Below are 19932 nucleotides of genomic sequence, written 5' to 3'. Positions count from 1 at the left end.
TCACTTCCCGACCCCGTCGGCGAGGCCCTTGACGATGTAGCGCTGGCCGAGGAAGAACAGCAGCACCACGGGCAGCGCCGCGATCACCATCCCGGCGAAGACGACGGGGAAGTCCGTGCCGTGCTTGCTCATCAGGCTGGTCAGGCCGACCGGCAGCGTCTGCACGCCGGCGCCGCTGGTGAAGACCATCGCGAACAGGTACTCGTTCCAGGCGAACAGGATGTGCAGCAGCACGGTCGAGGTGAGGATCGGCTTGCACATCGGCAGGATGATCCGCCAGAACGCGGTCCAGCGGCCGCATCCGTCCATCTCGGCGGCCTCGTCCACCTCGCGCGGCAGGTCGATCATGTACGCCCGGATGAGGAACGTCGTGAACGGGATCCGGAACGCGGTGTAGAGGATCAGCAGCGCCCAGAAGCTGTTGTACAACCCCATGGCCTGGAACATCTTGACCAGCGGCACGAGCGCCACGGTCGGCGCGAGCATGAGCCCGCCCAGGATGCCCATCGTGACGAACCGGTTGAGCGGGATGTTCACCCGGGTCAGCCCGTAGGCCGCCCACGCGCTGACGAACACGGTGGCGACCGTGGAGGTGAGCGTGACCAGCACGCTCGTCGTCAGGTAGTCGCTCACCCCCCGGTTCCACGCCTTCTGATAGCTCTCGAAGCTCCAGCTCGACGGCAGCGCGAACGGGTTGCCGAACAGCTCGCTGTTGGACTTGAACCCGTTGAGGACCATCCACAGCAGGGGATACAGCACGACCACCGCGAGGCAGAGCAGGAACGCCCAGAGGAACACGCGCGCGATCACGCCGAGGAAGCCGCGGCGACTCACCATTCCACCCTTCTCTTACGGGTGACCCACATCTGTCCCACGGCGATGCCGAGCGTGATGACGAAGATCACCGTCGCGATGGCGGCGGCGTAGCCGAAGTTGTTGCGCACGAAGCCGCTGCGGTAGAGCCAGGTGCCCAGGACCTGGCTGGAGTTGTCGGGGCCGCCGCTGGTCATCACCATGACCTCGTTGAACACCTGGAAGGCGCCGGAGACGGTGACCATCATCATCAGCCCGGTCATCTCCCGCACGAGCGGCACGGTCACGTGGAAGAAGCGCCGGACCGGGCCGGTGCCGTCGATGGCGGCGGCGCCGTAGATCTCGCGCGGGATGCGCTGGATCGCGACCGCGAACAGCAGCGTGGAGTAGCCGAAGCCCTGCCACTGGCTCATCGCGATGATCGCCGACATGGCGGTGCTCTCCTGGCCCAGCCACGCCTGGGCCAGTCCGTCCAGGCCGATCGCCCTGAGCAGGTGGTTGAGCGGGCCCAGGTTGGGCTCGTAGATGAAGTAGAAGAGCAGGCCGGCGACGGTCATCGAGATCGCCGACGGGATGAAGTACACCGCCCGCAGGCCGCGCTGCCACCGCTCACTGCGCACGCCCTCGATCAGCGCGGCCAGCAGCAGCGCGCCGAACACCTGGAAGACGATCGAGACCACCGCGTACAGGACGTTGTTGCCCAGCGAGGACCAGAAGACCGGGTCGTCGATCAGCTTGCGGTAGTTGTCGAGCCCGACGTACTCCTGGGTGCCGCTGTAGATGTCCCACTTGAGGGTGCTGAACTGGAAGTTCTGCACCAGCGGCAGGTAGACGAACACCACGACCAGCGCGAGCGCGGGAGCCACCCACGCCAGGCCGAGCGCCCGTTGACGTATGGCACGCACCGGCATGCTCTCCCTCCGGCCGCCCGGCCTACTTCGCCGACTCCGACGCCTCGCGGACGCTCGCCAGCACCTTGTCGGGGGTCGAGCCGCCGCTGATCAGCGCCTCGCCGCCGGCCAGCCAGGCGTCTGCGACCTCGGGCACGGTGACGGTGTCGAGCCACGCGGCCAGCCGCGGCGCCTTGTTGACCTGCTCCATGCCCTCGTAGACGGCCTTGCTGGAGGTCTCGGGGCTGACCGCGCCGACGACCGTGCTGGGCTGCCCGTACGGGGGCGCCGACAGGGTCTTGGCGTTCTGCGTGGAGGTCACGAACTTCATGAAGTCGACGGCCAGCGCGGCCCGCGGCGACCTGGCGTTGATCAGGTAGCCCTCGGGCGCGCCCTCGATGGTCCTGGGGTCGCCGGCCGCGTTCCGGGGGACGGGGAGCTGGAAGATGCCGAAGTCGTCCGGCTTGAGGCCGTTCTTGTCGGTGGCGTTGTCGAACTCCAGGACCTCCTGGTAGTACATGGCCGCCTTGCCGTCGTGGAAGGCCTGCTGCGCCGAGCTGTAGAGCACGCCGTTGGTGCCCTTGCCGGTGTCGGTGCAGGTGTCCACCAGGGTCTTGAACCGGTTGAGCGCGGTCACGTAGCCCGGGTTGTCGAGCTTGGCCGTCTTCGGGCTGAAGTCGGCCTGCAGAACGTCGGCCGGCACGTCGTAGGCGAAGAGCTGCTGGAGGTAGTGCAGCGCGGGCCAGCCGTCCTTGTTGCCGAAGGCGATCGGCTCGTAGCCCGCCTTGCGCAGCGCCGCGCAGCTCCCGACCAGCTCCTCGAACGTGCCGGGCACCTTGACGCCGGCCTTGTCGAAGGCGGTCTTGTTGTAGCCCATGAACTTGCCGTTGCCGTACAGCGGGATGCCGTAGTACTTGCCGTCGTAGGCGAAGGCCGACAGCGAGCCGGGGCTGAACGTCCTGCCCCACTCGGTGTCCGGGCCGATCACCTTGCTCAGGTCGGCGGCCCGGCCGCCGCGCACGAAGTTCTCCGCCCAGTTGCCGCTCCAGGTGAAGAAGACGTCGGGCAGCGCGTCGGAGGCGGTCAGCGTCTTGGTCTTGTCCTTGATGCTCTGGTCGGTCTCCTGGATGAGCTCGACCTTCACGCCCGGGTGCTGCTTCTGGTACGCCGCGGCCAGGTCCTCGAAGTACGGCTGCAGCGGGTCGCCGGCGAACTTGGTGAGGATGCTCAGCGTGCCGGAGAAGTCGGGCTTGGCGGACAGGTCGGCGGCGGGGGCCTTGGCCGCTCCGTCGCCGCCGCCGGAACAGCCGGCCAGGGCGAGCGTCCCGAGGAGCGCCGCGAACGACGTCATTGCGCGAGGGCGCATGGGCTTCCTTTCTCTCGGAGGGAGAGGGGGACCTGCCGGTCCGCGGTGGGGGTGTTGGCTGACTGTACAGATGAACTGATACCGGTACCAGAGCGCGAAGCAAGATTTTCTTTCCGAGCGCCTGCCGGCGGGCTCTTTTCTGCGATGAAACAGCAGCATGCAGTCGGTTCTCGCAGGTGGGGTGTTGACGCGCGGCCGGATCCTGTGTCAGCGTGACCTCCGCGTGATACCGGTATCAGGCCGCTGGACGCCGCCGGCCCGCAAGCTTTCCCGAAAGGACGCGAAGATGCTCGGATTCAACGAGCCGGAATTCCTGTCGCAGCTGGCCAGCACCGTGGCCCTGCGCCCCCAGATCGAGGAGCTCGTCGATCGGCTCGTGGACCAGGGGTTCGACACCCTCCTGCTCGTCGGCGCCGGCGGCACGTACGCCCAGATGTGGCCCTACGAGCACCTGGCCAGGCGCAGCTCGACGCTCGACGTGCGCGCCGCCATCGCGGCCGAGCTGGTCGTCTCGGGCGACGCCCGGCTCGGCGAGCGCACGGTCGCGATCTTCACCTCGGTCTCCGGCACCACCGAGGACAGCCTGCGCGCGATCGAGTACGTCAAGGACAGGGGCGCGTACACGGTCGGCTTCACCGGCTACCCCGACTCGCCGATCGCCAAGGCCGTGGACGCCGTGCTGGTCTCGGAGCCGAAGGCGTGGCCGTTCGACCAGCAGATGCTGCTGTTCATGGGCCGCCTGCTGTCCCGCCGCGGCGAGTTCGAGGGCTACGAGAAGCTGGCCGGCGAGCTGGCCGGGCTGCCCGGCGTGCTGCTGGAGGTCGCCCGGCAGGCCGAGCCGGTGGCCGCCGCGTTCGCCGAGGCCCACAAGGACACCGACTACCACTTCCTCATCGGCGGCGGGAACCTGTGGGGATTCACCTACCTGTACTCGATGTGCATCCTTGAGGAGATGCAGTGGCTGCGCACCACCAGGGTGCACAGCGCCGAGTTCTTCCACGGCTCGCTGGAGCTGCTGGAGGAGGACACGAGCGTGCTGATCTTCCAGGGCGAGGACGAGACGCGCCCGCTCACCGACCGTGCCGAAGCCTTCGCCCGGCGCATCTCCAAGGACGTCACCGTCTTCGACACCCGCGACTACCCGCTGGACGGCATCAGCCCCGAGTTCCGCGGGCTGCTCGCGCCGCTCGTGCTCGACACGGTGCTGGGCCGGGTCAGCAAGCACCTGGAACGCGTCCGCGACCACTCGCTCGACCTGCGCCGCTACTACCGGGTCATGGACTACTAGGCCGCCGCCACCCCCGCTCCCGCTCCCGCCCGCCGGGACGGGAGCGGCCCCGGCCTGCCCACCCCGAACCCCCTCGGCACAGGAGAAACATGAGAGTCCTCGGCTTCGGCGACAACATCGTCGACCGGTTCGTCGATCGGGGCATCGACTATCCGGGCGGCAACAGCGTGAACGTCGCCGTCTACGCGGGCCGCCTCGGCGTCGAGGCCGCCTACCTCGGGGTCTTCGGCGACGACGACCTCGGCGGGTTCCTGCGCGAGGCCGTCGCCGCGCAGGGCGTCGCGGTCGACCGCTGCGTGGTGCGTCCCGGCGAGAGCGGCGTGTCCCGGCTGCGCGTGGACGACGGCGACCGGGTCTTCCTGGGCTGGAACGGCGGCGGCGTCACCGTGCGGGAGCCGCTGGCGCTGACCGGCGAGCTGCTGGCCTACGCCGGCTCGTTCGACCTGGTGCACTCCAGCGTCTACTCCGGCAGCGAGGACGAGCTGCCCGGCCTGGCCGGCCTGCGTCCCCTGGTCAGCTTCGACCTGTCCAGCGAGGACGACTACCGCACCCCCGCCTACCTGGACCGCGTCTGCCCGCACGCCGACCTGGTGCTCCTGTCCTGCTCCCACCTGGACGAGACGGGCACCGGAGACCTGCTGGCCCGCGCCGTGGCGAGCGGCGCCCGCCTGGCCCTCGGCACCAGGGGCGTGGACGGCGCGATGGCCTACGACGGCCACGACCTGGTCGCCGCCCCCGCCCGGCTGGTCGAGGACCCGGGGAAGATCGTCGACACCATGGGCTGCGGGGACGCGTTCCTGGCCGGGTTCGCGGTCTCCCTGCTGCGCGACGGCTGGCGCAAGGGCGCCGCGCCCGGCCGCGGGCCGCTCCTGCGCGCGCTGCTGGCCGGCGCGGAGACCGCCTACGACCAGTGCTTCGTCGAAGGCGCCTTCGGCTTCGGCAGGCCGGCCCCGCGCGGCTAGCATGGGCGTGCCCGCGACCCCCCAGAAACGAGGAACCCGTTCGATGGCAGCCGACCGGAGCCAGTCGGGCCGGCCGACGATCTCGGAGGTGGCCGCCGAGGCCGGCGTCGGCCGCGCCACCGCGGCCCGCACCCTCGGCGGCTACGGCTATGTCAGCCCGGAGCTTCGCGAACGGGTGCTGGCGGCGGCCGAGAAGCTCGGCTACCGCACCAACGCCCTGGCCCGCAGTATGTCCACCGGGGTCAGCCACACGCTCGGCGTGATCCTGGCCGACATCGGCAACCCGTTCTTCGCGGGCGTCATGCGCGGCATCTCCGACGCCTCGCGCGCCCGCGGGTTCGACACGATCGTGCTGAGCACGTACGAGCGGCTCGACGAGGAGGTGGCGGCCACCGACGTGCTCATCGACAAGCGGGTCGACGGCGTCATCATCGCCTCGGCGGCCGTGGGGCGCGACGAGGTCAAGCACATCAGGGCGGCCATGGGCCGGGGCATCCCGATCGTGCTGGTCGACCGCGCGGTCGCGCCGCTCGACCTCGACACGGTCGTCATCGACAACCGGGGCGCGGCCCGCGAGGCGGTCGAGGTGATGATCGCGGCCGGTCACCGGCGCATCGGGTTCGTGTGGGGGCCGTCGTCGGTCGATCCGCCCGTGACCAGGCGGGCGCTGCTGGAGAAGGCCCGCAACGTGTGGACCGACGGCGAGCGCCTGCGCGGCTACCTCGACGCCCTCGACGACGCCCGCATCCCCTTCGATCCCGAGCTGGTCATGACCGGCCCGAAGACCGAGGAGTGGGCCACCCAGGAGGTGGCCCGCATGCTGGCGCTGCCCGACCGCACCACCGCCCTGTTCTGCACCGAGACCGACGCCGTGACCGGGGCGCTGCGGGCCGTGCGCGCCGCCGGGCTGTCCTACCCGGCCGACATCTCGCTCATCGGCTTCGACGACAGCGCCTGGGCGGCCGTCATGGACCCGCCGCTGACGATGATCGAGCAGCCGGTCCACCAGCTCGGCGCGAAGGCGGCCGAGGTGCTGCTCGACGTCCTCGACGGGGCCGAGCCGCGGCACGACGTGCACACGCTGCGCTCGCGCCTGGTCACCCGCGCCTCGGTCGCGCCGCCGCCGCCCTGAGCGGGCGGCCGGCGGTCAGGGATGGGTGACCTGGGGCGAGGTGGTCACCACCTCGCGGGTGGGGCGCGGCGCGGGCGGGGTGCGCGGGCGGCCCGCCGCCACGAACACGACCGCCGACAGCAGCGTCATCGCGACCACGATGACCAGGATGAACGCCATCTCCCTGCGGGTCACCGGGCAGCGGCGGCGCCGGGCCGGTTTGGCGTTGAGCGCGTCGATGCGGCACGCGAAGTCGCGGTCCTGCCAGCGCAGATCCTGCTCGATCTCGGCCAGGATGCGGCGTTCGCGGTCCGACAGGCTCATGGCCGCCGCTCCCGTCCCGCGACGCCGTGGGCGGGGGCGGGCGGTGAGGTCAGCGGTTCGGTCATGTCGTTCTCCGTCGCTCCCGGTCAGAAGTAGCCCCCGTCAGGGCGGCCCGGTCGGGGCCGGCCCTGGTCAGAGGGCGTCCCGCTGGTGAGGCACGCCTTCGTGGCGGCGCGCTCTGGCGGGTCGCCGGCGGCCCCGAAGGCCCGCGATCCCTCCCGTACCCGGCGGCGCAGGCTCGATGCGGCGCCTTACCGCGCCCGGTATGAACCGTTACGCCCGGTGTGCGATGTCCGCCTAAATCCAGACATTTCCTTCACCTGGCGTCGATTTCCGGCTTACCGGACATCGGGGGCCGGTCAGCTGTCCGGCTTCTCCACCAGCGGGGTGTCCACCAGGTGCTCGATCAGGAACCAGGTCTGGAGCTCGTTCGTCCTGATGACGTCGGAGACCAGCAGGTCGTTGGTGCCGTCGTCGCCCATCTCCTGCGCGCGGGCGGCCGCGTCGTGGGCGGCCACGAGGATGGTCTCGTGCGCCTCGATCAGCCGCGAGAGCATGGCGGGCACCTCCTCGCAGCCGTTCGGCGGGCGCGGGATCACGGTGATCTCGGCCACGTGCCGGGGGTCGCCCACCGCGACGCCGCCGAGCGTCTGCACGCGCTCGGCCATCTCGTCCACCAGCGCGATCTGCTCCGAGGCGTGCTTGTCCAGCAGCAGGTGGAGCTGGTAGAAGGTCGGGCCGCGCATCAGCCAGTGGTGCTTCTTGTACAGGCTGTAGAGGATCTGGGTGTCGGCCAGGATCTGGTTGAGGCGCTGGCAGGAGTACTCGCGGGCGTCGCGGGAGAGGCCGAGCGGGAACATCCGCACGGTGCCGTACTCCTGGATCTCCACGCCGTTCACGTGCAGCCACGGCTGGCTGTCGGCCTTCGACCGGGTCGGCTTGGCGGTACGTTTGGTGGGCACGTACATCTCCTCAGATAGTCGGAACAATCGCCCGGAAACCTCCCCTCCGGCGCGCCAAGCGCCCCCACGAGCCCGCACAAGAGCCGGTCAACATCCGCCGCCCGCGATCGTTTGCCCGCAGGTCAGAGGGGTAGCCGGAGCGATGGGCGCGGGGGAGCCCCGTGCCCGGTCCGCCGGGAGGGGATGACGATGCGACGCAAAGAGCCCGAGGACGAAGAGACGCCCGCGGCCGACCTCGAAGGCCCCGAGGACGAGGAAGACTACGACGAGGAACGCGAGCGCTTCGAACGCCTGAAGGAACTGAACCCGGACGACTTCGAGTGACCGCCTTCGAGTGACCGCCGCCGCCCGGCGGCCGGGCGGGAGCGGGCCGGGCCGGCGACCGGGCGGGGGGCGGCGCGGGCCGAGAGGTGACCGCCGCCGCGGTTGAGGGGCCCCGGGAGGCCCGGAGGTCAGCGCAGGTCGATGAGGGCCAGGCCGGTGGCGGGATCGTGGCGGCGCCGCAGGTAGCGGGGGGACTGCGTGACGATCACTTCCAGCGTCGGCCACACCTGGCCGGCCAGCAGGTGGCCGCCGCGGGTCGTGCCGTCGGGCAGGCCCACGACCGCATGGGCGTGCAGGTGGGGCCGTACGTCGTCGTCGGGCATGGCGAAGTCGCCGATCAGGGAGAGCACCTCGGTCTGGCGGTCGACCGGGATCGGCTCGTAGCGGAGCGCCTCCGGGTCGAAGAAGCCCAGCGTGACCTGCCGGAACCCGCCGATGCCGGTCAGCCGGGCGGCGCGGACGCCGTTGTCGGCCGCCCACGCCGTCAGGCTCTCGACCACCTCGTCACCGGGGTCGAGGACGACCGCGTACGTCTGCTCCTCGACGGTGGAGAGCCGCTTGCTGCGCATGACGATCTCCTGCCCGCAGGGCGCGCGGGCAACCCGGTCACTTCCAGACGGCCCTGGCCAGGATGTTCCCCAGCCCGGGGGTCTTCCACTGGTCGACGACCAGCACCTTCTCCTTGCGCAGATACCAGATGCGCTGGGTGAAGGACACCGGGGCCGGCTTGCCGGTCTTCGTCTGGCAGCCCAGCCTCCACTCGGTGAAGCGGGCCCGGTGCCCCGCCCCCACCTGCACGGTCGCGGCGCGGGACGGCCGGACGGGCGGGACGCCCTCCCAGTAGCGCCGGTCCGGGACGCACTCCACCACCCCGGTGCTGGGGTGGTACGGCTGCCCCGGCCGGTACGTGCCGCCCTCGGAGGCGTAGGAGACGGCTCGCGGCCCGCCGAGGGAGAAGCCGGGGCACTCCGTCGCCCGCTTGGAGCAGGCCCCGGTGACCACGTCGAGCCCGCCGACCGGGTCCTTCTTCACCTTCCAGGAGACCGGTATCTGGATGGTGAACCCCCGGAACGACACGGGTTTGGTGGCCTGTGCGGGCGTTCCGGCCAGGACGAGCGCCGCGCTGAGCGTCAAGGTCATGAGCACGGCGGCGATCCTAGATCCTGACGCCGCCGGAATGTCAAGCACCGACGGGCCGGGGAAAATCGCCCGCAACTTTGCCGGTGATCACCGCATCCAACCAGCCGTGAACGCGTTGACCCCCGACGACCCGCAACGCCTGGGCGGCTACTGGCTCGCCGGACGGCTGGGCGCCGGCGGTCAGGGCGTCGTCTACGAGGCCTACGCCGAGGACGGCGCCCGGGTGGCGATCAAGGTGCTGCACGGCGACGGGGCAGGACGGCTGGCCAGGGAGGCCGAGGCGGCGCGGCGGGTCGCCTCGTTCTGCACGGCCCGCGTGCTCGCCGCCGAGCTGGACGGCCCGCGCCCGCACATCGTCAGCGAGTACGTCGCCGGGCCGAGCCTGCGCCAGGCGGTCGCCGGCGGACGCCGCTTCCGCGGCGGCGACCTGCACCGCCTGGCCACGGCGGTGGCGACGGCGCTCACCGCCATCCACGAGGCCGGCGTGGTGCACCGCGACCTCAAACCGGACAACGTGCTGCTTGGCCCGGACGGCCCGCGGGTCATCGACTTCGGCATCGCGCGGACCGCCGAGATGTCGCTGACCGCGACCGGCCTGGTGACCGGCACGCCGACGTACATGGCGCCCGAGGTGTTCGGCGGACGGCGGGCCGGCGCGCCCGCGGACGTGTTCGCCTGGGGCTGCGTCGTGCTGTACGCGGCCACGGGCGCCGACCCGTTCGAGGCCGGGAGCCTGGGCGGGGTGATGCACCGCGTGTTGTCGGCCACGCCCGACCTGGCCGCGCTGCCGGACTCGCTGCGCCCGCTGGTGTCGGCGGCGCTGAGCAAGGAGCCCGGCCGGCGTCCCGAGGCCCGCCGGCTGCTGCTCGCGCTGATCAGCGGGGACAGCGGGCTCGACACCGCCCGGCTGCTCGAACGCGGGCGACAGGCCGCCCACGTCGCCGGGACCGTCGCCGGGACCGTCGCCGACCCGGCGCTCGGCACGCTGGCCGAGGACTCCTACACGCTGCTGACCCCCGCCGAGCGGGAGCTGGCGCCCGAGGTGTTCCTGCGCCTGTTCACCGTCGACGGCATGGGCGAGCTGGACACCCGGAAGGCCGCCCTGGACGAGCTGCTGGCCGGCCGGCCCGCGGCCGAGACGGCGGCGGTCACCAGGATCCTGGAGGTGTTCGCGTACCTGCTGGGCCGCGACGGCCGGGAGGTCTGGCTCGCCCGTCCGGCCCTGCCGCACGCCTGGCCGCGGCTGCGCCGCTGGATCGAGGCCAACAGGGAGGGGCTGGCCGTCCACGGCCCGATCCTGGCCGCCGTCCGCCGCTGGGACGAGGGCGGCCGCAGGGACGGCGGCCTGTTCCACGGCACGATGCTGGAGGAGGCCCGAAGCTGGGCGGCGACCGCCCGCCGCGACATCAGGCTGTCCCAGGCCGAGCGCGACTTCCTGGACTCGTCGGCGCGGCTGGCCAGACGCCGGGTCCGCCGCGCCCGGCTGCTGACGCTGAGCCTGGCGGGGCTGCTGGTCGTCGCGCTGGTCACGGGCGGCCTGGCGGTCCAGCAGGGCAGGCTCGCCGCCGCCCGCGCCGACGAGCTGCAGGACCGCCTGACGACGTCGGAGTCCACCCGCCTGGCCGCGCGCGCCGAGGCGGCCAGGCGCAGCGATCCGGTGCTGGCCGGGCTGCTCGCCGTGGCCGCCTGGCGGCTGCGGCCCACGCCGCAGGCCAGGGCCGCGCTGACCGCGGCGCTGGCGCAGCGCGAGCGCGGCATGTTCCGCGACCCGGCCAGCGCCCGCAGCACCCTGCGGGCGCTGGGCGCCGACGGCCGCGCGCTGCTCAGCGTCGGCCAGGACCAGGCGCGGCTGTGGGACCTGCGCACGGGCCGGCGCGTCACGCTGATCTCCGGCCTGGGCCTCGGCCGCGACCCGGTGTCCGACATCGGGCTGTCCCCGTCGGGCCGCACGCTGGTCGCCGCCACCACGCGTCGCGCCCGCGCCTGGGACGCCGCCACCGGCCGCCCGGTCGGCGCCTGGCCGGCGAACCGGACCAGGGACCTGATCGAGGGCTGGCAGGACGTCGTCCGCCGGCACGAGGGCCGGAAGGTGATCGTCAAGCCGGGCGACAGCCGGCAGTGGAACGTCACCGACCCCGCCGCCCGGCGCGGCACGCTGAGCCCCGACGGCCGGTGGCTGGCCACGTCCGGCGACGGGACCCTGACCCTGAGGCACCGGCAGGAGGGCTGGACCGAGGAGGTCGGCGAGGGCACGGAAGGCGGCTGGAACAAGGGCGATCCCGTCTTCGACCAGGCGGGCCGGCTGCTGGCCACCGTCACCGACGCCACCGTCCAGTTCTGGCGGCTGCCCGACAGCCACCTGCTGAGCGCCGTCCCGGTGCGCGGGGACGTGGACGCCGGCGCCCGCCCGGCCGCCGCCTTCGACGGCACGACCTTCCGCTACCTCGTCGGCGACCAGGTGTTCGCCGTGGACGTCGCCGACCTGGTCAACGAGCCGGTCGAGGGCCCGCCGCACGAGCGGGCCGACCTCGGCGAGGACGGCCTGCACCTCGTCGTGGACGGCGCGCTCCGCCAGGTCGGGGGCGGGACGTCCGGCCGCCTGCCCGCCGCGCACGCGCTCGCCTTCAGCCGCGACGGCCGGAGCCTCGCGCTGCTGTCGAGCCATGACGTCAGCGTGCTGGACACCGCGACCAGGCAGCCCGCGGGCGGGTTCGCCGCCGGCGCGGGGCGGGCGCAGCCCGAGCTCGTCCGCTTCAGCCCGGACGGCGGCCGGCTCGCGCTCGTGCTCGACGGCCCGGGAACCGGCGAGGACGCCGTCGAGCTGTGGGACTGGCGGGCGCGCCGCCGCCTGTGGAGCACGCCTCTGAGCCAGGTCGTGGACCTGGCGTTCGCGCCCGACGGGGGGCGGCTGGCGGTGACCGGCCTGGACGTGCGCGTGTTGCGGGCGGCCGACGGCCGGGTGGCGGGCTCGCCGTTCAGCGTCTTCGGCAGGGACGTCCTGGGCTCGTGGGTGAGGTTCACCCACGCGGGGGACGGGCTGGCCGTGTTCGACTCGCGCGGCCGGCTGAGCACCTGGGACGCGGGCGGCCGGCGGCTGACCGAGGCGACCGAGGGCTTTCCCGTCATCGGCACGCCGGCGTACTCGCCGGTCGAGGACCTCGTCGCGGTCAACGCGGGGCAGGGCCGCGTCCGCCTGATCGACCCGAGGACGGGCGGCGACCTCGGCCTGTCCGCCGACCCGGGCGGCGGCCTCGACCGTGACGAGGGCGAGCTGCTGTCGATCGCCTTCACGCCCGACGGCTCGCACGTCCTGACGGTGGACGCCGGAGGGACCATCGGGCGCGTCCCGGCCGCCGCCGAGCTGGTGGCGAGGACGGTCTGCGCGCGCGCCGGGCGGGCGCTGACCGAGCGCGAGTGGCGGACGTACGTGCCCGCGCTGCCCTACCGGCCCGTCTGCGGCTGACGCGCGCGGGACCGGGTCAGGGTCCCTCACCCGGGATTGTCAAAACGCCGTCGCGGGGGATGTACTGCCGACCGGAAAGCCGATCTTTCCGTTCGGCCACGAGGGAGGCACGGTGGACTTCGCGATCCTCGGCACGCTCCGGGTCAACGGCCCCGGCGGGCGGGTGCGCCTGAGCCGCAAGCAGCGGGCCGTGCTGGGCGTCCTGCTGCTCCATCCGGGCGCGACGGTCTCCAGGGAGCGCCTGATCTCCTCCGTCTGGGACGACCCGCCGCGCTCGGCCCTGGCCAACGTCCAGACCTACGTCCACCAGCTCCGGCGGTCCCTGGAGGGCAGCGGCCTGCTGGTGCGCACCGAGGGCTCGGGCTACGTCTGCGAGGTCCCGCCGGGCAGCCTGGACCTGCTGGTGTTCGAGGACACCCTGCGGCTGGCCCGGCGCGAGCGGGCGGCGGGCGACCTGGCCGCGGCCGAGCGCGCCTACGCCGGGGCCGTCGCCCTGTGGCGCGGCGCGCCCGCCGAGGACGTGCCGCTCACCGGCGCGATGGCCCCCCGGCTCCTCGAACTGGAGGAGCGCCTGGCGGTCGCCCGGTCGGAGTGGATCGACGTCCGGCTCGCCGGCCGGGACGCCCAGGACGACGTCGTCGCCGAGCTGCGCGCCCTCATCGCCGCCCACCCGCTGCGCGAGCGGCTGTGGGAGCAGCTCGTGGTCGCCCTGCACCGCGGCGGGCGGCGGGACGAGGCGCTGGAGGCGTTCCGCGAGGCCCGCGAGCTGCTGGTCGCCGAGCTGGGCCTGGAACCCGGCCCGGAGCTGCGCCGCCTGCACGCCGCGCTGCTCGCCGGCGACCCCGACCTCGACCGGCGGCCGGTGGCGACCGAGGCGGGCGGCCCGCTCCAGGCGTTGTGCCAGCTTCCCGCCGACACCGCCGACTTCGTCGGCCGGGAGCCGGAGATCGCCGAGCTGCTGTCGCTGTTACGGGCGCGGCCGGACCGGCTCAGCCCGCCGATCGCGATCCTGTCGGGGCTGCCGGGCATCGGCAAGACCACGCTCGCCGTGCACCTCGCCCACCTGCTGCGCGCCGACTACCCGAGCGGCCAGCTCTTCGTCCGGCTCGGCCAGGACGCCCGCGGCCCGCGCGACCCCGCCGAGCTGCTCGACGTGCTGCTGCGCTCACTCGGCCTGGACGGCGCCATGATCCCCGCCTCGGCCGAGCAGCGCGCCGGGCTGCTCCGCCAGCGGCTGGCCGACCAGGCGGTGCTGGTCGTGCTCGACGACGCCGTGGACGAGGCGCAGCTCCGCCACCTGCTGCCGGGCACGCCGCGCGGCGCCGTCCTGGTGACCTCCCGCTCGCCGCTGCCCGCGCTGGAGGGCGCCGTCCGGCTCCCGCTCGACCTGCCCGGCGAGCGGGACGCCCGGCTGCTGCTCGAACGCGTGGCCGGGCGCGACCGGATCGGCGCCGCGCCGGACGCCGCCGAGGAGATCCTGCGCTCCTGCGGCCGGCTGCCGCTGGCGCTCAGGGTCGCCGGGGCCCGTCTGGCCATCCGCCCGGTCTGGCCGGTCCGCGAGCTGGCCACCCGCCTGGCCGGGCACGACCTGGACGAGCTGGTCGTCGGCGGCCTCGACGTGCGGGCGACGTTCGAGCCCGGCTACGCGGCGCTGCCGGAGTGGGCCAGGCACGCCTTCCGCCTGCTCGGGCTGTCCGGGCTGGACAGCGTCGCCGAGTGGACCACCGCCGCCCTGCTCGGCCTGCCCGCGCGGGAGGCCGACGCCGTCCTGGAGACGCTGGTCGCGCGCGGCATGCTCACCTCCACCGAGATCGACGCCGCCGGCCAGCCCCGCTACCGGCTGCACGACCTGCTGCGCGTCTACGCCAGGGAGCGCGCCGAGGCCGAGGAGCCCGCCGGGCAGCGGCACGCCGCGCTGACCCGGCTCGCGCTGGAAAGCCTCCGCAGGACCAGGGCCGCCACCCGCGGGCTGCCCATCCCGCTGTCCCCGCCCTACGAGCGCGGCGAGCCCGGCCCGGGCACGACGGCCGGCACGACGGCCGGCACGACGGCCGGCATGGTGTGGTTGTCGGCCGAGCGGCGCACGCTGGTGCTCGCCGTCACCGCCGCCGCCGCCGAGCTTGGGCAGGTCGCCACCGCCGCCGAGCTGGCCCACCACCTGACCGGCTACCTGACGATGGAACGCTTCCTGGCCGACGCCGAACGCGTCCAGCAGGCGGTGATCGCGGCGGCGACCGCGGCGGGCGACGAGCGCACGGCCCTGCGGTCCAGGCTGCTGCTGGTCAACATGGACATCGAGCGGGGCCGCTACCCGGCCGCCGACGAGGCGTGCGGGGAGCTGCTGGCCGCCTTCGAGCGGGTCGGCGACCGCCATGGGGCCGCGTACGCGCTGATCAGCCGGGCCGCCGACCGCCACGGGTCGGGCCGGCTGGACGAGGCGCTGGCCGACGCGTACGCGGCGATCGAGCTGCTGGCCGCGCACGACGACGCCGCCGGCCTGGCCTACGCCTGGACGTGGCCGATCTGGATCCACATCGAACGCGGCGAGTACGACCAGGCCGTCAAGATCGCCCGTGCCCGGCTGACCGAGACCGGCGAGGACGACCACGGCACCCGCGGCAACCTGCTGCGCGCCCTCGGCACCGCCTGCTACCAGGCGGGCGAGACGGCCGAGGCGGTCGCGTGCTACCGCGAGAGCCTGCTGACCGCCCAGGCCGTCGGCGACCGGGTCGAGATGAGCAAGGTGCTGCGCAGGCTCGGCGAGGCGCTGGGCGCGCTCGGCCGGTTCGAGGAGGCGGCCGAGACGCTGGCGGCGAGCCTGCGGCTGTTCGTGGAATGCGGCGACGTCCTGGGCGAGGCGCTGAGCGGGCACGCGCTGGGCGTCGTCCGGCTGCGCCAGGGCGACCCGCGCGAGGCGCTGCGGCACCTGGCCGCCGCGCTGGACCGGCTCGGCCGCGACGGCCCGCAGGTGTGGCGGGCCCGCACGCTCACGGAGATGGGCCGCGCCCACGCCCGCCTCGGACGGCACGAGGAGGCGGCCGCCGCCTGGCGGCACGCCCTGACCCTGTTCGGCGACACCCCGGAGGGCCGCCAGGTCGCCGCCTGCCTGAAGAACCAGCCCCACGACGAACCGTGACCCCCGCCCCCGGACCGGGCGCGGACCTTGAGCTCGGCCCCGAGCCTCTTGACCGCCCCCGGACCGGGCGCGGGCCTTCTGCTCGGCCCCGAGCCTCCCGACCGGGCGGTCAGTCCTGGAGCAAGCGCACGACCGGGGTGCCGGGCGCGCCCGCCAGGCGGGCCTCGCGGCGGGCCTGGCCCGGGGTGGCGCCCTCGCCGACGAGCGCGCCGCCGTCGTCCAGCGCGGCCCACACTCCCTCCGGCGCGCCGGCCGGGACGTCCAGCGCCCGGTTCACCGCGGGCCGGACCGGCGCGGGCGTGCGCCGGGCCAGCCACCGCCGCCAGTACAGCCACTGGACGAGGATCAGCGGGCCGAGCGCGGTCAGCAGCGGGATCGGCCGCCCGCCGCCCAGCACGACGGCGATGGAGGCCGCCAGCAGCACCGCCTCCAGCCCCGCGGCCCACCACGCCGCCGCCTTCCCGTACGCCCGGACCGCCACCGCCGGCCAGAGCGACAGCATCAGGCAGTCCCCGAGGCCGATCAGTGACGGGTTCTCGCCGTAGGAGGTGGCCAGCACGGGAGCGAACGGCAGCCCCTGCATGCGCTGCACGAAGTCGAGGGTCAGCGAGGACAGCCCGGTGGCCAGCGTGTCGTAGCCGGTGAGCGCCACCGCCAGCGCGGCCACCTGGCCGGGCGTGACCGCCGCCTGCACCCACAGGTTCACCGCGCCGACGACGAGCAGCATCAGCAGCACGTCGTTGACCGCCAGCACCCCCGCCGGCCATCCGGCGAGGTAGACCGCCACGTCGGCGGCGCACAGCAGCAGCACCGCCGCCGTCGCCCACCGGCCGCCCAGCACGGGCGCGAGCGTGAGCTGCCCCAGCGTCAGCACCACCAGCCCGAAGACCGACACCACGACGCCGGTCGGCAGGTGCAGGTACGCGAACGGCATCACCACCAGCGCGGCGACCATGACCGCGATGTCGGAGCCCGCCATCCGGCCGACCGGCGGCCTGGCCATGACGTAGCGGCCCAGGTAGGCGGCGGTCAGCGCGACGGTCAGGGCGACGAGCGCGTACAGCGCCGGCACGTACGGGGTCATCACAGTCCTCGCTCGAAGCTGAGCTCCAGCAGGTCGGCGCGGAGCCGGCAGGGTGTGGGCAGGTCGTCGGCGGTCTCGACCAGGACGATGCCGTCCAGGGGCAGCCCGTGCGCCCGCTCCTCCAGGCGGCCGAGCAGCCCCGCGTCGGACTTGCCGGCCACGACGTACAGCAGGGAGCCCTCCAGCGACCAGCGGGTGGGCAGCGGCAGCGCGTGCTCGGCCTGGAGAACGTCCAGGATGTCGCGCGTGGTGAGCCCGCCGGGGGAGACCCGCCCGAGCACGCGCGAGGTCGCGGGCAGCGCGGCCAGCGCGCACGACGGCTGCTCGTCCGCGCGCAGGACCCTGACCAGGTCGCCGGTGACGTACCGGAGCAGCAGGGTGGTGTCGCGGTAGCTGGAGTACGGGGTGACCACGATCGTGCCGACGGCCCCCGGTTCGGCGGGCCGCAGGGTGACGGGGTCGAGGATCTCGACCAGCCCCTGGTCGGCCGGCAGGTGCAGGTGGCCGTCCGCGCAGACCCGGCCGCCCACGGGGGCGATCTCGGTCATGGAGTAGCCGTCGCGGACCTGCGCGCCGAACGTGTGCTCGGCGCGCACGCGCAACGCGTCGGTCAGCACCTCGCCGCCGGACCAGATCGTGCTCAGGCCGAAGTCGCCGGCCTGCCAGCCGCCCCGCTCGGCCTCCTGGACCAGCGCCGCCAGGTAGGAGGCGGTCACGTTGAGCTGGGTGATCTGCGGGTGTTTGCCCGGTACGTGCATCGGGGTGGCCAGCCGGTCGAGCGCGACGGCCGGATCGACGGCGCCCAGGTGCACGAACGCGGCCCCGGTCCGCGTGACGGCCCGCTCGGTGAGGATCTGGGCGATGGACCGCGAGCTGATCGCGCTGGCCCACAGGTCGGCGGAGCGCAGGTTGCCGGCGAGCATCAGCGCCAGCGCCGACATCGAGGACATCAGCTCGATCTCGTACGCCGAGAACCACACCATGGTCGGCGTCCCGGTCGTCCCCGTCGTGTGCGCGAGCACGACCGGGCGGGCGCGGTCGGAGACGAAGGCGGCGGGCATGCCGCGCAGGTCGGCCTTGGACGTGGGCGGGATCGCGGACAGCGTCGCGGGCGTGATCGAGCCGGGGTCCACGCCGTTCGTCCCGAACCAGCGCCGGTAGTAGGGGCTCTCGGCGGCCGCGTGGCGGACCGTGCGCCGCAGCCGCCGCCGGGTCAGGTCCTCCTGGAGCTCGGGGTCGCTGCCCGCGAGCATGTCGTCGGCGCCCTCGCCCGGGGACCCGAACGTCTCCAGGGTCACGCGCATGTCGTCGGCCAGCGCGTTCACGTCCCGCAGGCGGAACCTGCGGCCCGACATCATCGACCAGGCATAACCGAGCTGGCGTACCGCGGTGCCGAACACGCCTCGTCCTTCCGCTCGTGGGGGTGGCCCCCCGGGAGACCCGGTCCCCCGGGGGTGCACGCGAGGGTGATCAGCCGTTCAGCACGAAGATGGCGGTGGACAGGGCGCTGACGGCGTACTTGGCGTAACGGCGAGCGGTCTTGACCATGAGGATCTCCCTGGTTGCTCGGGGCGCACGGGTGGCGCCCGCTGAGATCCAAGGATGTGCGGGGGCGCAAGAGATCCACTACAGGCTCACTACAAAGGGCGGCTCACACCAGGGTCAGGTAGTGGGCCAGCTCGGCGGCGGAGTCCGTGGCGATCCCGACGTGGCCGTCCGGGCGCACGAGCGTGTGCCGCACCCCGCCGTACGGTTCGGCCGGCGCGTACGCCCGCACCTGCGGCCCGCCCGGCACGCGGGGCGCGGGGTCCGGCGACAGCAGCGTGAAGTGCGGGCCGCGCAGCAGGTCGAACAGGCGCGCCCGGGAGCCGTCGGCCAGCCGCAGCGGCCCGTCGGGCACCCGCTCGCCGCCCGCGCGGGCCAGCGAGCCGCCCCGGTAGCCGACCCGGAGCTGGTAGGTCTCCTCGTCCCGTTTGTACGACTTCCGGTCGTGCAGGTCCGTGCTGAGGCCGAGCACGCGGGCGGCGACCGGGCGGCGCTCCTCCTCGTAGCTGTCCAGCAGCGACGCCGGCCCGCCGGACAGCGCGCGGGCGAGCTTCCAGCCCAGGTTGTAGGCGTCCTGGACGCCGGTGTTGAGCCCCTGGCCGCCCGCCGGGGAGTGCACGTGGGCGGCGTCCCCGGCCAGCAGCACCCGCCCGGCGCGGTAGGCGTCGGCCAGCCGGATGTTGACCCGGTAGAGCGAGGACCACAGCAGCTCGGTGACGCGGACCGCGCGCAGCATCGAGCGTTCGGCGAAGATCCGCCGGAAGCCGGCCAGGGTCAGGTCCGGCGTCGCGCCCGGCCTGAGCGGGGCCATGAACTGGAAGGCGTCGGTGCCGGCCATGGGATGGAGCGCCACCATCCCCCTGCCAGGACGCACCCAGGCGTGGATGTGCTCGCGGTCCAGCCCCTCGACGCGCACGTCCCCGAGGACCATGCGCTCCTCCTCGCGGGTCTGGCCGGTGAACCCGATGCCGAGCGCCTTGCGCACCGTGCTCCTGCCGCCGTCGGCGGCGACCAGGTAGCGGGCCCGCAGCGTCGTCCCGGTGCCGAGCCGGGCCGTCACGCCGTGCGCGTCCTGCGCGAAGCCCGTCAGCTCGGCGCCGTGCTCGACCGCGCCGCCCAGCTCGGCCAGCCGTTCCCGCAGCACCGCCTCGGTGCGCCACTGCGGGTGCATCCGCACCATCGGGTACGGCACCTGCTCGCTCGCCGCCGCCGGCCGGTGCATGCGGCCCCGGTAGACCGGCAGCCGCCCGATCCTGACCCGGATCGGCGGGTAGGGCGTCGTCCCGGCCAGGACCCGGTCGACGATCCCGAGGTCGTCGAAGATCTCCAGCGTCCGCGGCTGGAGGCCCTTGCCCTTCGAGCCCGCCGAGGGCGCCGCCGCCCGCTCGACGACGCGATGGGCGATCCCGCGCCGGGCCAGCTCCACGGCGAGGGTGAGGCCGGTGGGCCCGGCGCCGACGATGAGCACGTCCGTCTTGTCCGTCATGAGGGGACCGTGCCAGGTACCGCTGCCAGATCTCTGTC

General features: G+C 73.8%; 16 protein-coding genes. 6 read left to right on the top strand and 10 right to left on the bottom strand.

The window, feature by feature from the left end:
- The 3 genes from ACIBQ8_RS19045 to ACIBQ8_RS19035 are packed head-to-tail and all read right to left on the bottom strand — an operon-like array spanning window position 1 to window position 3069.
- Complete coding sequence (locus ACIBQ8_RS19045) at window positions 1-837, bottom strand: carbohydrate ABC transporter permease (protein ID WP_397192575.1); 837 nt, start codon at window positions 835-837, stop codon at window positions 1-3.
- The gene (locus ACIBQ8_RS19040; protein WP_357970638.1) at window positions 831-1718 is read right to left on the bottom strand and encodes a sugar ABC transporter permease; all 888 of its coding nucleotides are present in this window, start codon (window positions 1716-1718) and stop codon (window positions 831-833) included. The genes ACIBQ8_RS19045 and ACIBQ8_RS19040 overlap by 7 nt, the downstream gene beginning before the upstream one ends.
- 28 nt (window positions 1719-1746) lie before the next feature.
- Entirely contained in the window at window positions 1747-3069 is a 1323-nt protein-coding gene (locus tag ACIBQ8_RS19035) for an ABC transporter substrate-binding protein (protein ID WP_397170019.1), read from the bottom strand.
- A 286-nt stretch (window positions 3070-3355) separates the two neighbouring features.
- On the opposite strand from ACIBQ8_RS19035, the gene ACIBQ8_RS19030 reads away from it, so the two are divergent.
- The 3 genes from ACIBQ8_RS19030 to ACIBQ8_RS19020 all read left to right on the top strand — a co-directional run bounded on the left by ACIBQ8_RS19030 (window position 3356) and on the right by ACIBQ8_RS19020 (window position 6451).
- A complete protein-coding gene (locus ACIBQ8_RS19030) occupies window positions 3356-4357 on the top strand; it encodes an SIS domain-containing protein (RefSeq protein ID WP_352349568.1) in 1002 nt (333 codons plus the stop codon).
- An 89-nt stretch (window positions 4358-4446) separates the two neighbouring features.
- The gene (locus ACIBQ8_RS19025) at window positions 4447-5319 is read left to right on the top strand and encodes a PfkB family carbohydrate kinase (RefSeq protein ID WP_397192574.1); all 873 of its coding nucleotides are present in this window, start codon (window positions 4447-4449) and stop codon (window positions 5317-5319) included.
- Between the two features lie 43 nt (window positions 5320-5362).
- Window positions 5363-6451 carry a LacI family DNA-binding transcriptional regulator gene (locus ACIBQ8_RS19020; protein ID WP_397192573.1) on the top strand — a complete coding sequence of 363 codons (1089 nt, stop codon included), beginning with the start codon at window positions 5363-5365 and terminating at the stop codon, window positions 6449-6451.
- Between the two features lie 15 nt (window positions 6452-6466).
- Here the strand turns inward: ACIBQ8_RS19020 and ACIBQ8_RS19015 are convergent, their stop codons facing one another.
- Complete coding sequence (locus ACIBQ8_RS19015) at window positions 6467-6754, bottom strand: DUF3040 domain-containing protein (protein ID WP_357970689.1); 288 nt, start codon at window positions 6752-6754, stop codon at window positions 6467-6469.
- A 359-nt stretch (window positions 6755-7113) separates the two neighbouring features.
- On the bottom strand, window positions 7114-7722 hold the full coding sequence (locus ACIBQ8_RS19010) for a Dps family protein (RefSeq protein WP_397170016.1): 609 nt from the start codon (window positions 7720-7722) through the stop codon (window positions 7114-7116).
- Between the two features lie 183 nt (window positions 7723-7905).
- Between ACIBQ8_RS19010 and ACIBQ8_RS19005 the strand changes: the two genes are divergently transcribed.
- Window positions 7906-8040 carry a hypothetical protein gene (locus tag ACIBQ8_RS19005; RefSeq protein WP_397192572.1) on the top strand — a complete coding sequence of 45 codons (135 nt, stop codon included), beginning with the start codon at window positions 7906-7908 and terminating at the stop codon, window positions 8038-8040.
- Between the two features lie 128 nt (window positions 8041-8168).
- Here ACIBQ8_RS19005 and ACIBQ8_RS19000 read toward each other — a convergent pair whose 3' ends face one another.
- Both ACIBQ8_RS19000 and ACIBQ8_RS18995 read right to left on the bottom strand, forming a co-directional pair.
- A complete protein-coding gene (locus ACIBQ8_RS19000; protein WP_397170012.1) occupies window positions 8169-8609 on the bottom strand; it encodes a PPC domain-containing DNA-binding protein in 441 nt (146 codons plus the stop codon).
- Window positions 8610-8646: 37 nt separating this feature from the next.
- Window positions 8647-9186: a hypothetical protein gene (locus tag ACIBQ8_RS18995; RefSeq protein WP_397192571.1), complete on the bottom strand. Its 540-nt coding sequence runs from the start codon at window positions 9184-9186 to the stop codon at window positions 8647-8649.
- Between the two features lie 100 nt (window positions 9187-9286).
- Between ACIBQ8_RS18995 and ACIBQ8_RS18990 the strand changes: the two genes are divergently transcribed.
- Complete coding sequence (locus tag ACIBQ8_RS18990) at window positions 9287-12643, top strand: WD40 repeat domain-containing serine/threonine protein kinase (RefSeq protein ID WP_397192570.1); 3357 nt, start codon at window positions 9287-9289, stop codon at window positions 12641-12643.
- A 112-nt stretch (window positions 12644-12755) separates the two neighbouring features.
- Complete coding sequence (locus ACIBQ8_RS18985; protein ID WP_397192569.1) at window positions 12756-15779, top strand: AfsR/SARP family transcriptional regulator; 3024 nt, start codon at window positions 12756-12758, stop codon at window positions 15777-15779.
- Between the two features lie 109 nt (window positions 15780-15888).
- On the opposite strand, the gene ACIBQ8_RS18980 is transcribed toward ACIBQ8_RS18985, so the two are convergent.
- From ACIBQ8_RS18980 to ACIBQ8_RS18970, 3 genes are all read right to left on the bottom strand, one after another.
- Window positions 15889-16863 carry a hypothetical protein gene (locus ACIBQ8_RS18980; protein WP_397192568.1) on the bottom strand — a complete coding sequence of 325 codons (975 nt, stop codon included), beginning with the start codon at window positions 16861-16863 and terminating at the stop codon, window positions 15889-15891.
- A complete protein-coding gene (locus tag ACIBQ8_RS18975; protein ID WP_397192567.1) occupies window positions 16863-18263 on the bottom strand; it encodes a phenylacetate--CoA ligase family protein in 1401 nt (466 codons plus the stop codon). Before ACIBQ8_RS18975 ends, ACIBQ8_RS18980 begins: the two co-directional genes overlap by 1 nt.
- A gap of 251 nt (window positions 18264-18514) precedes the next feature.
- Window positions 18515-19894: an FAD-dependent monooxygenase gene (locus tag ACIBQ8_RS18970; RefSeq protein ID WP_397192566.1), complete on the bottom strand. Its 1380-nt coding sequence runs from the start codon at window positions 19892-19894 to the stop codon at window positions 18515-18517.
- Between the last annotated feature and the right edge of the window lie 38 nt (window positions 19895-19932).

Source organism: Nonomuraea sp. NPDC049646 (assembly GCF_044465525.1).
In the GTDB taxonomy this organism is placed as follows: Bacteria; Actinomycetota; Actinomycetes; order Streptosporangiales; family Streptosporangiaceae; genus Nonomuraea.
This window is presented reverse-complemented; position numbering and strand designations above follow the sequence as displayed.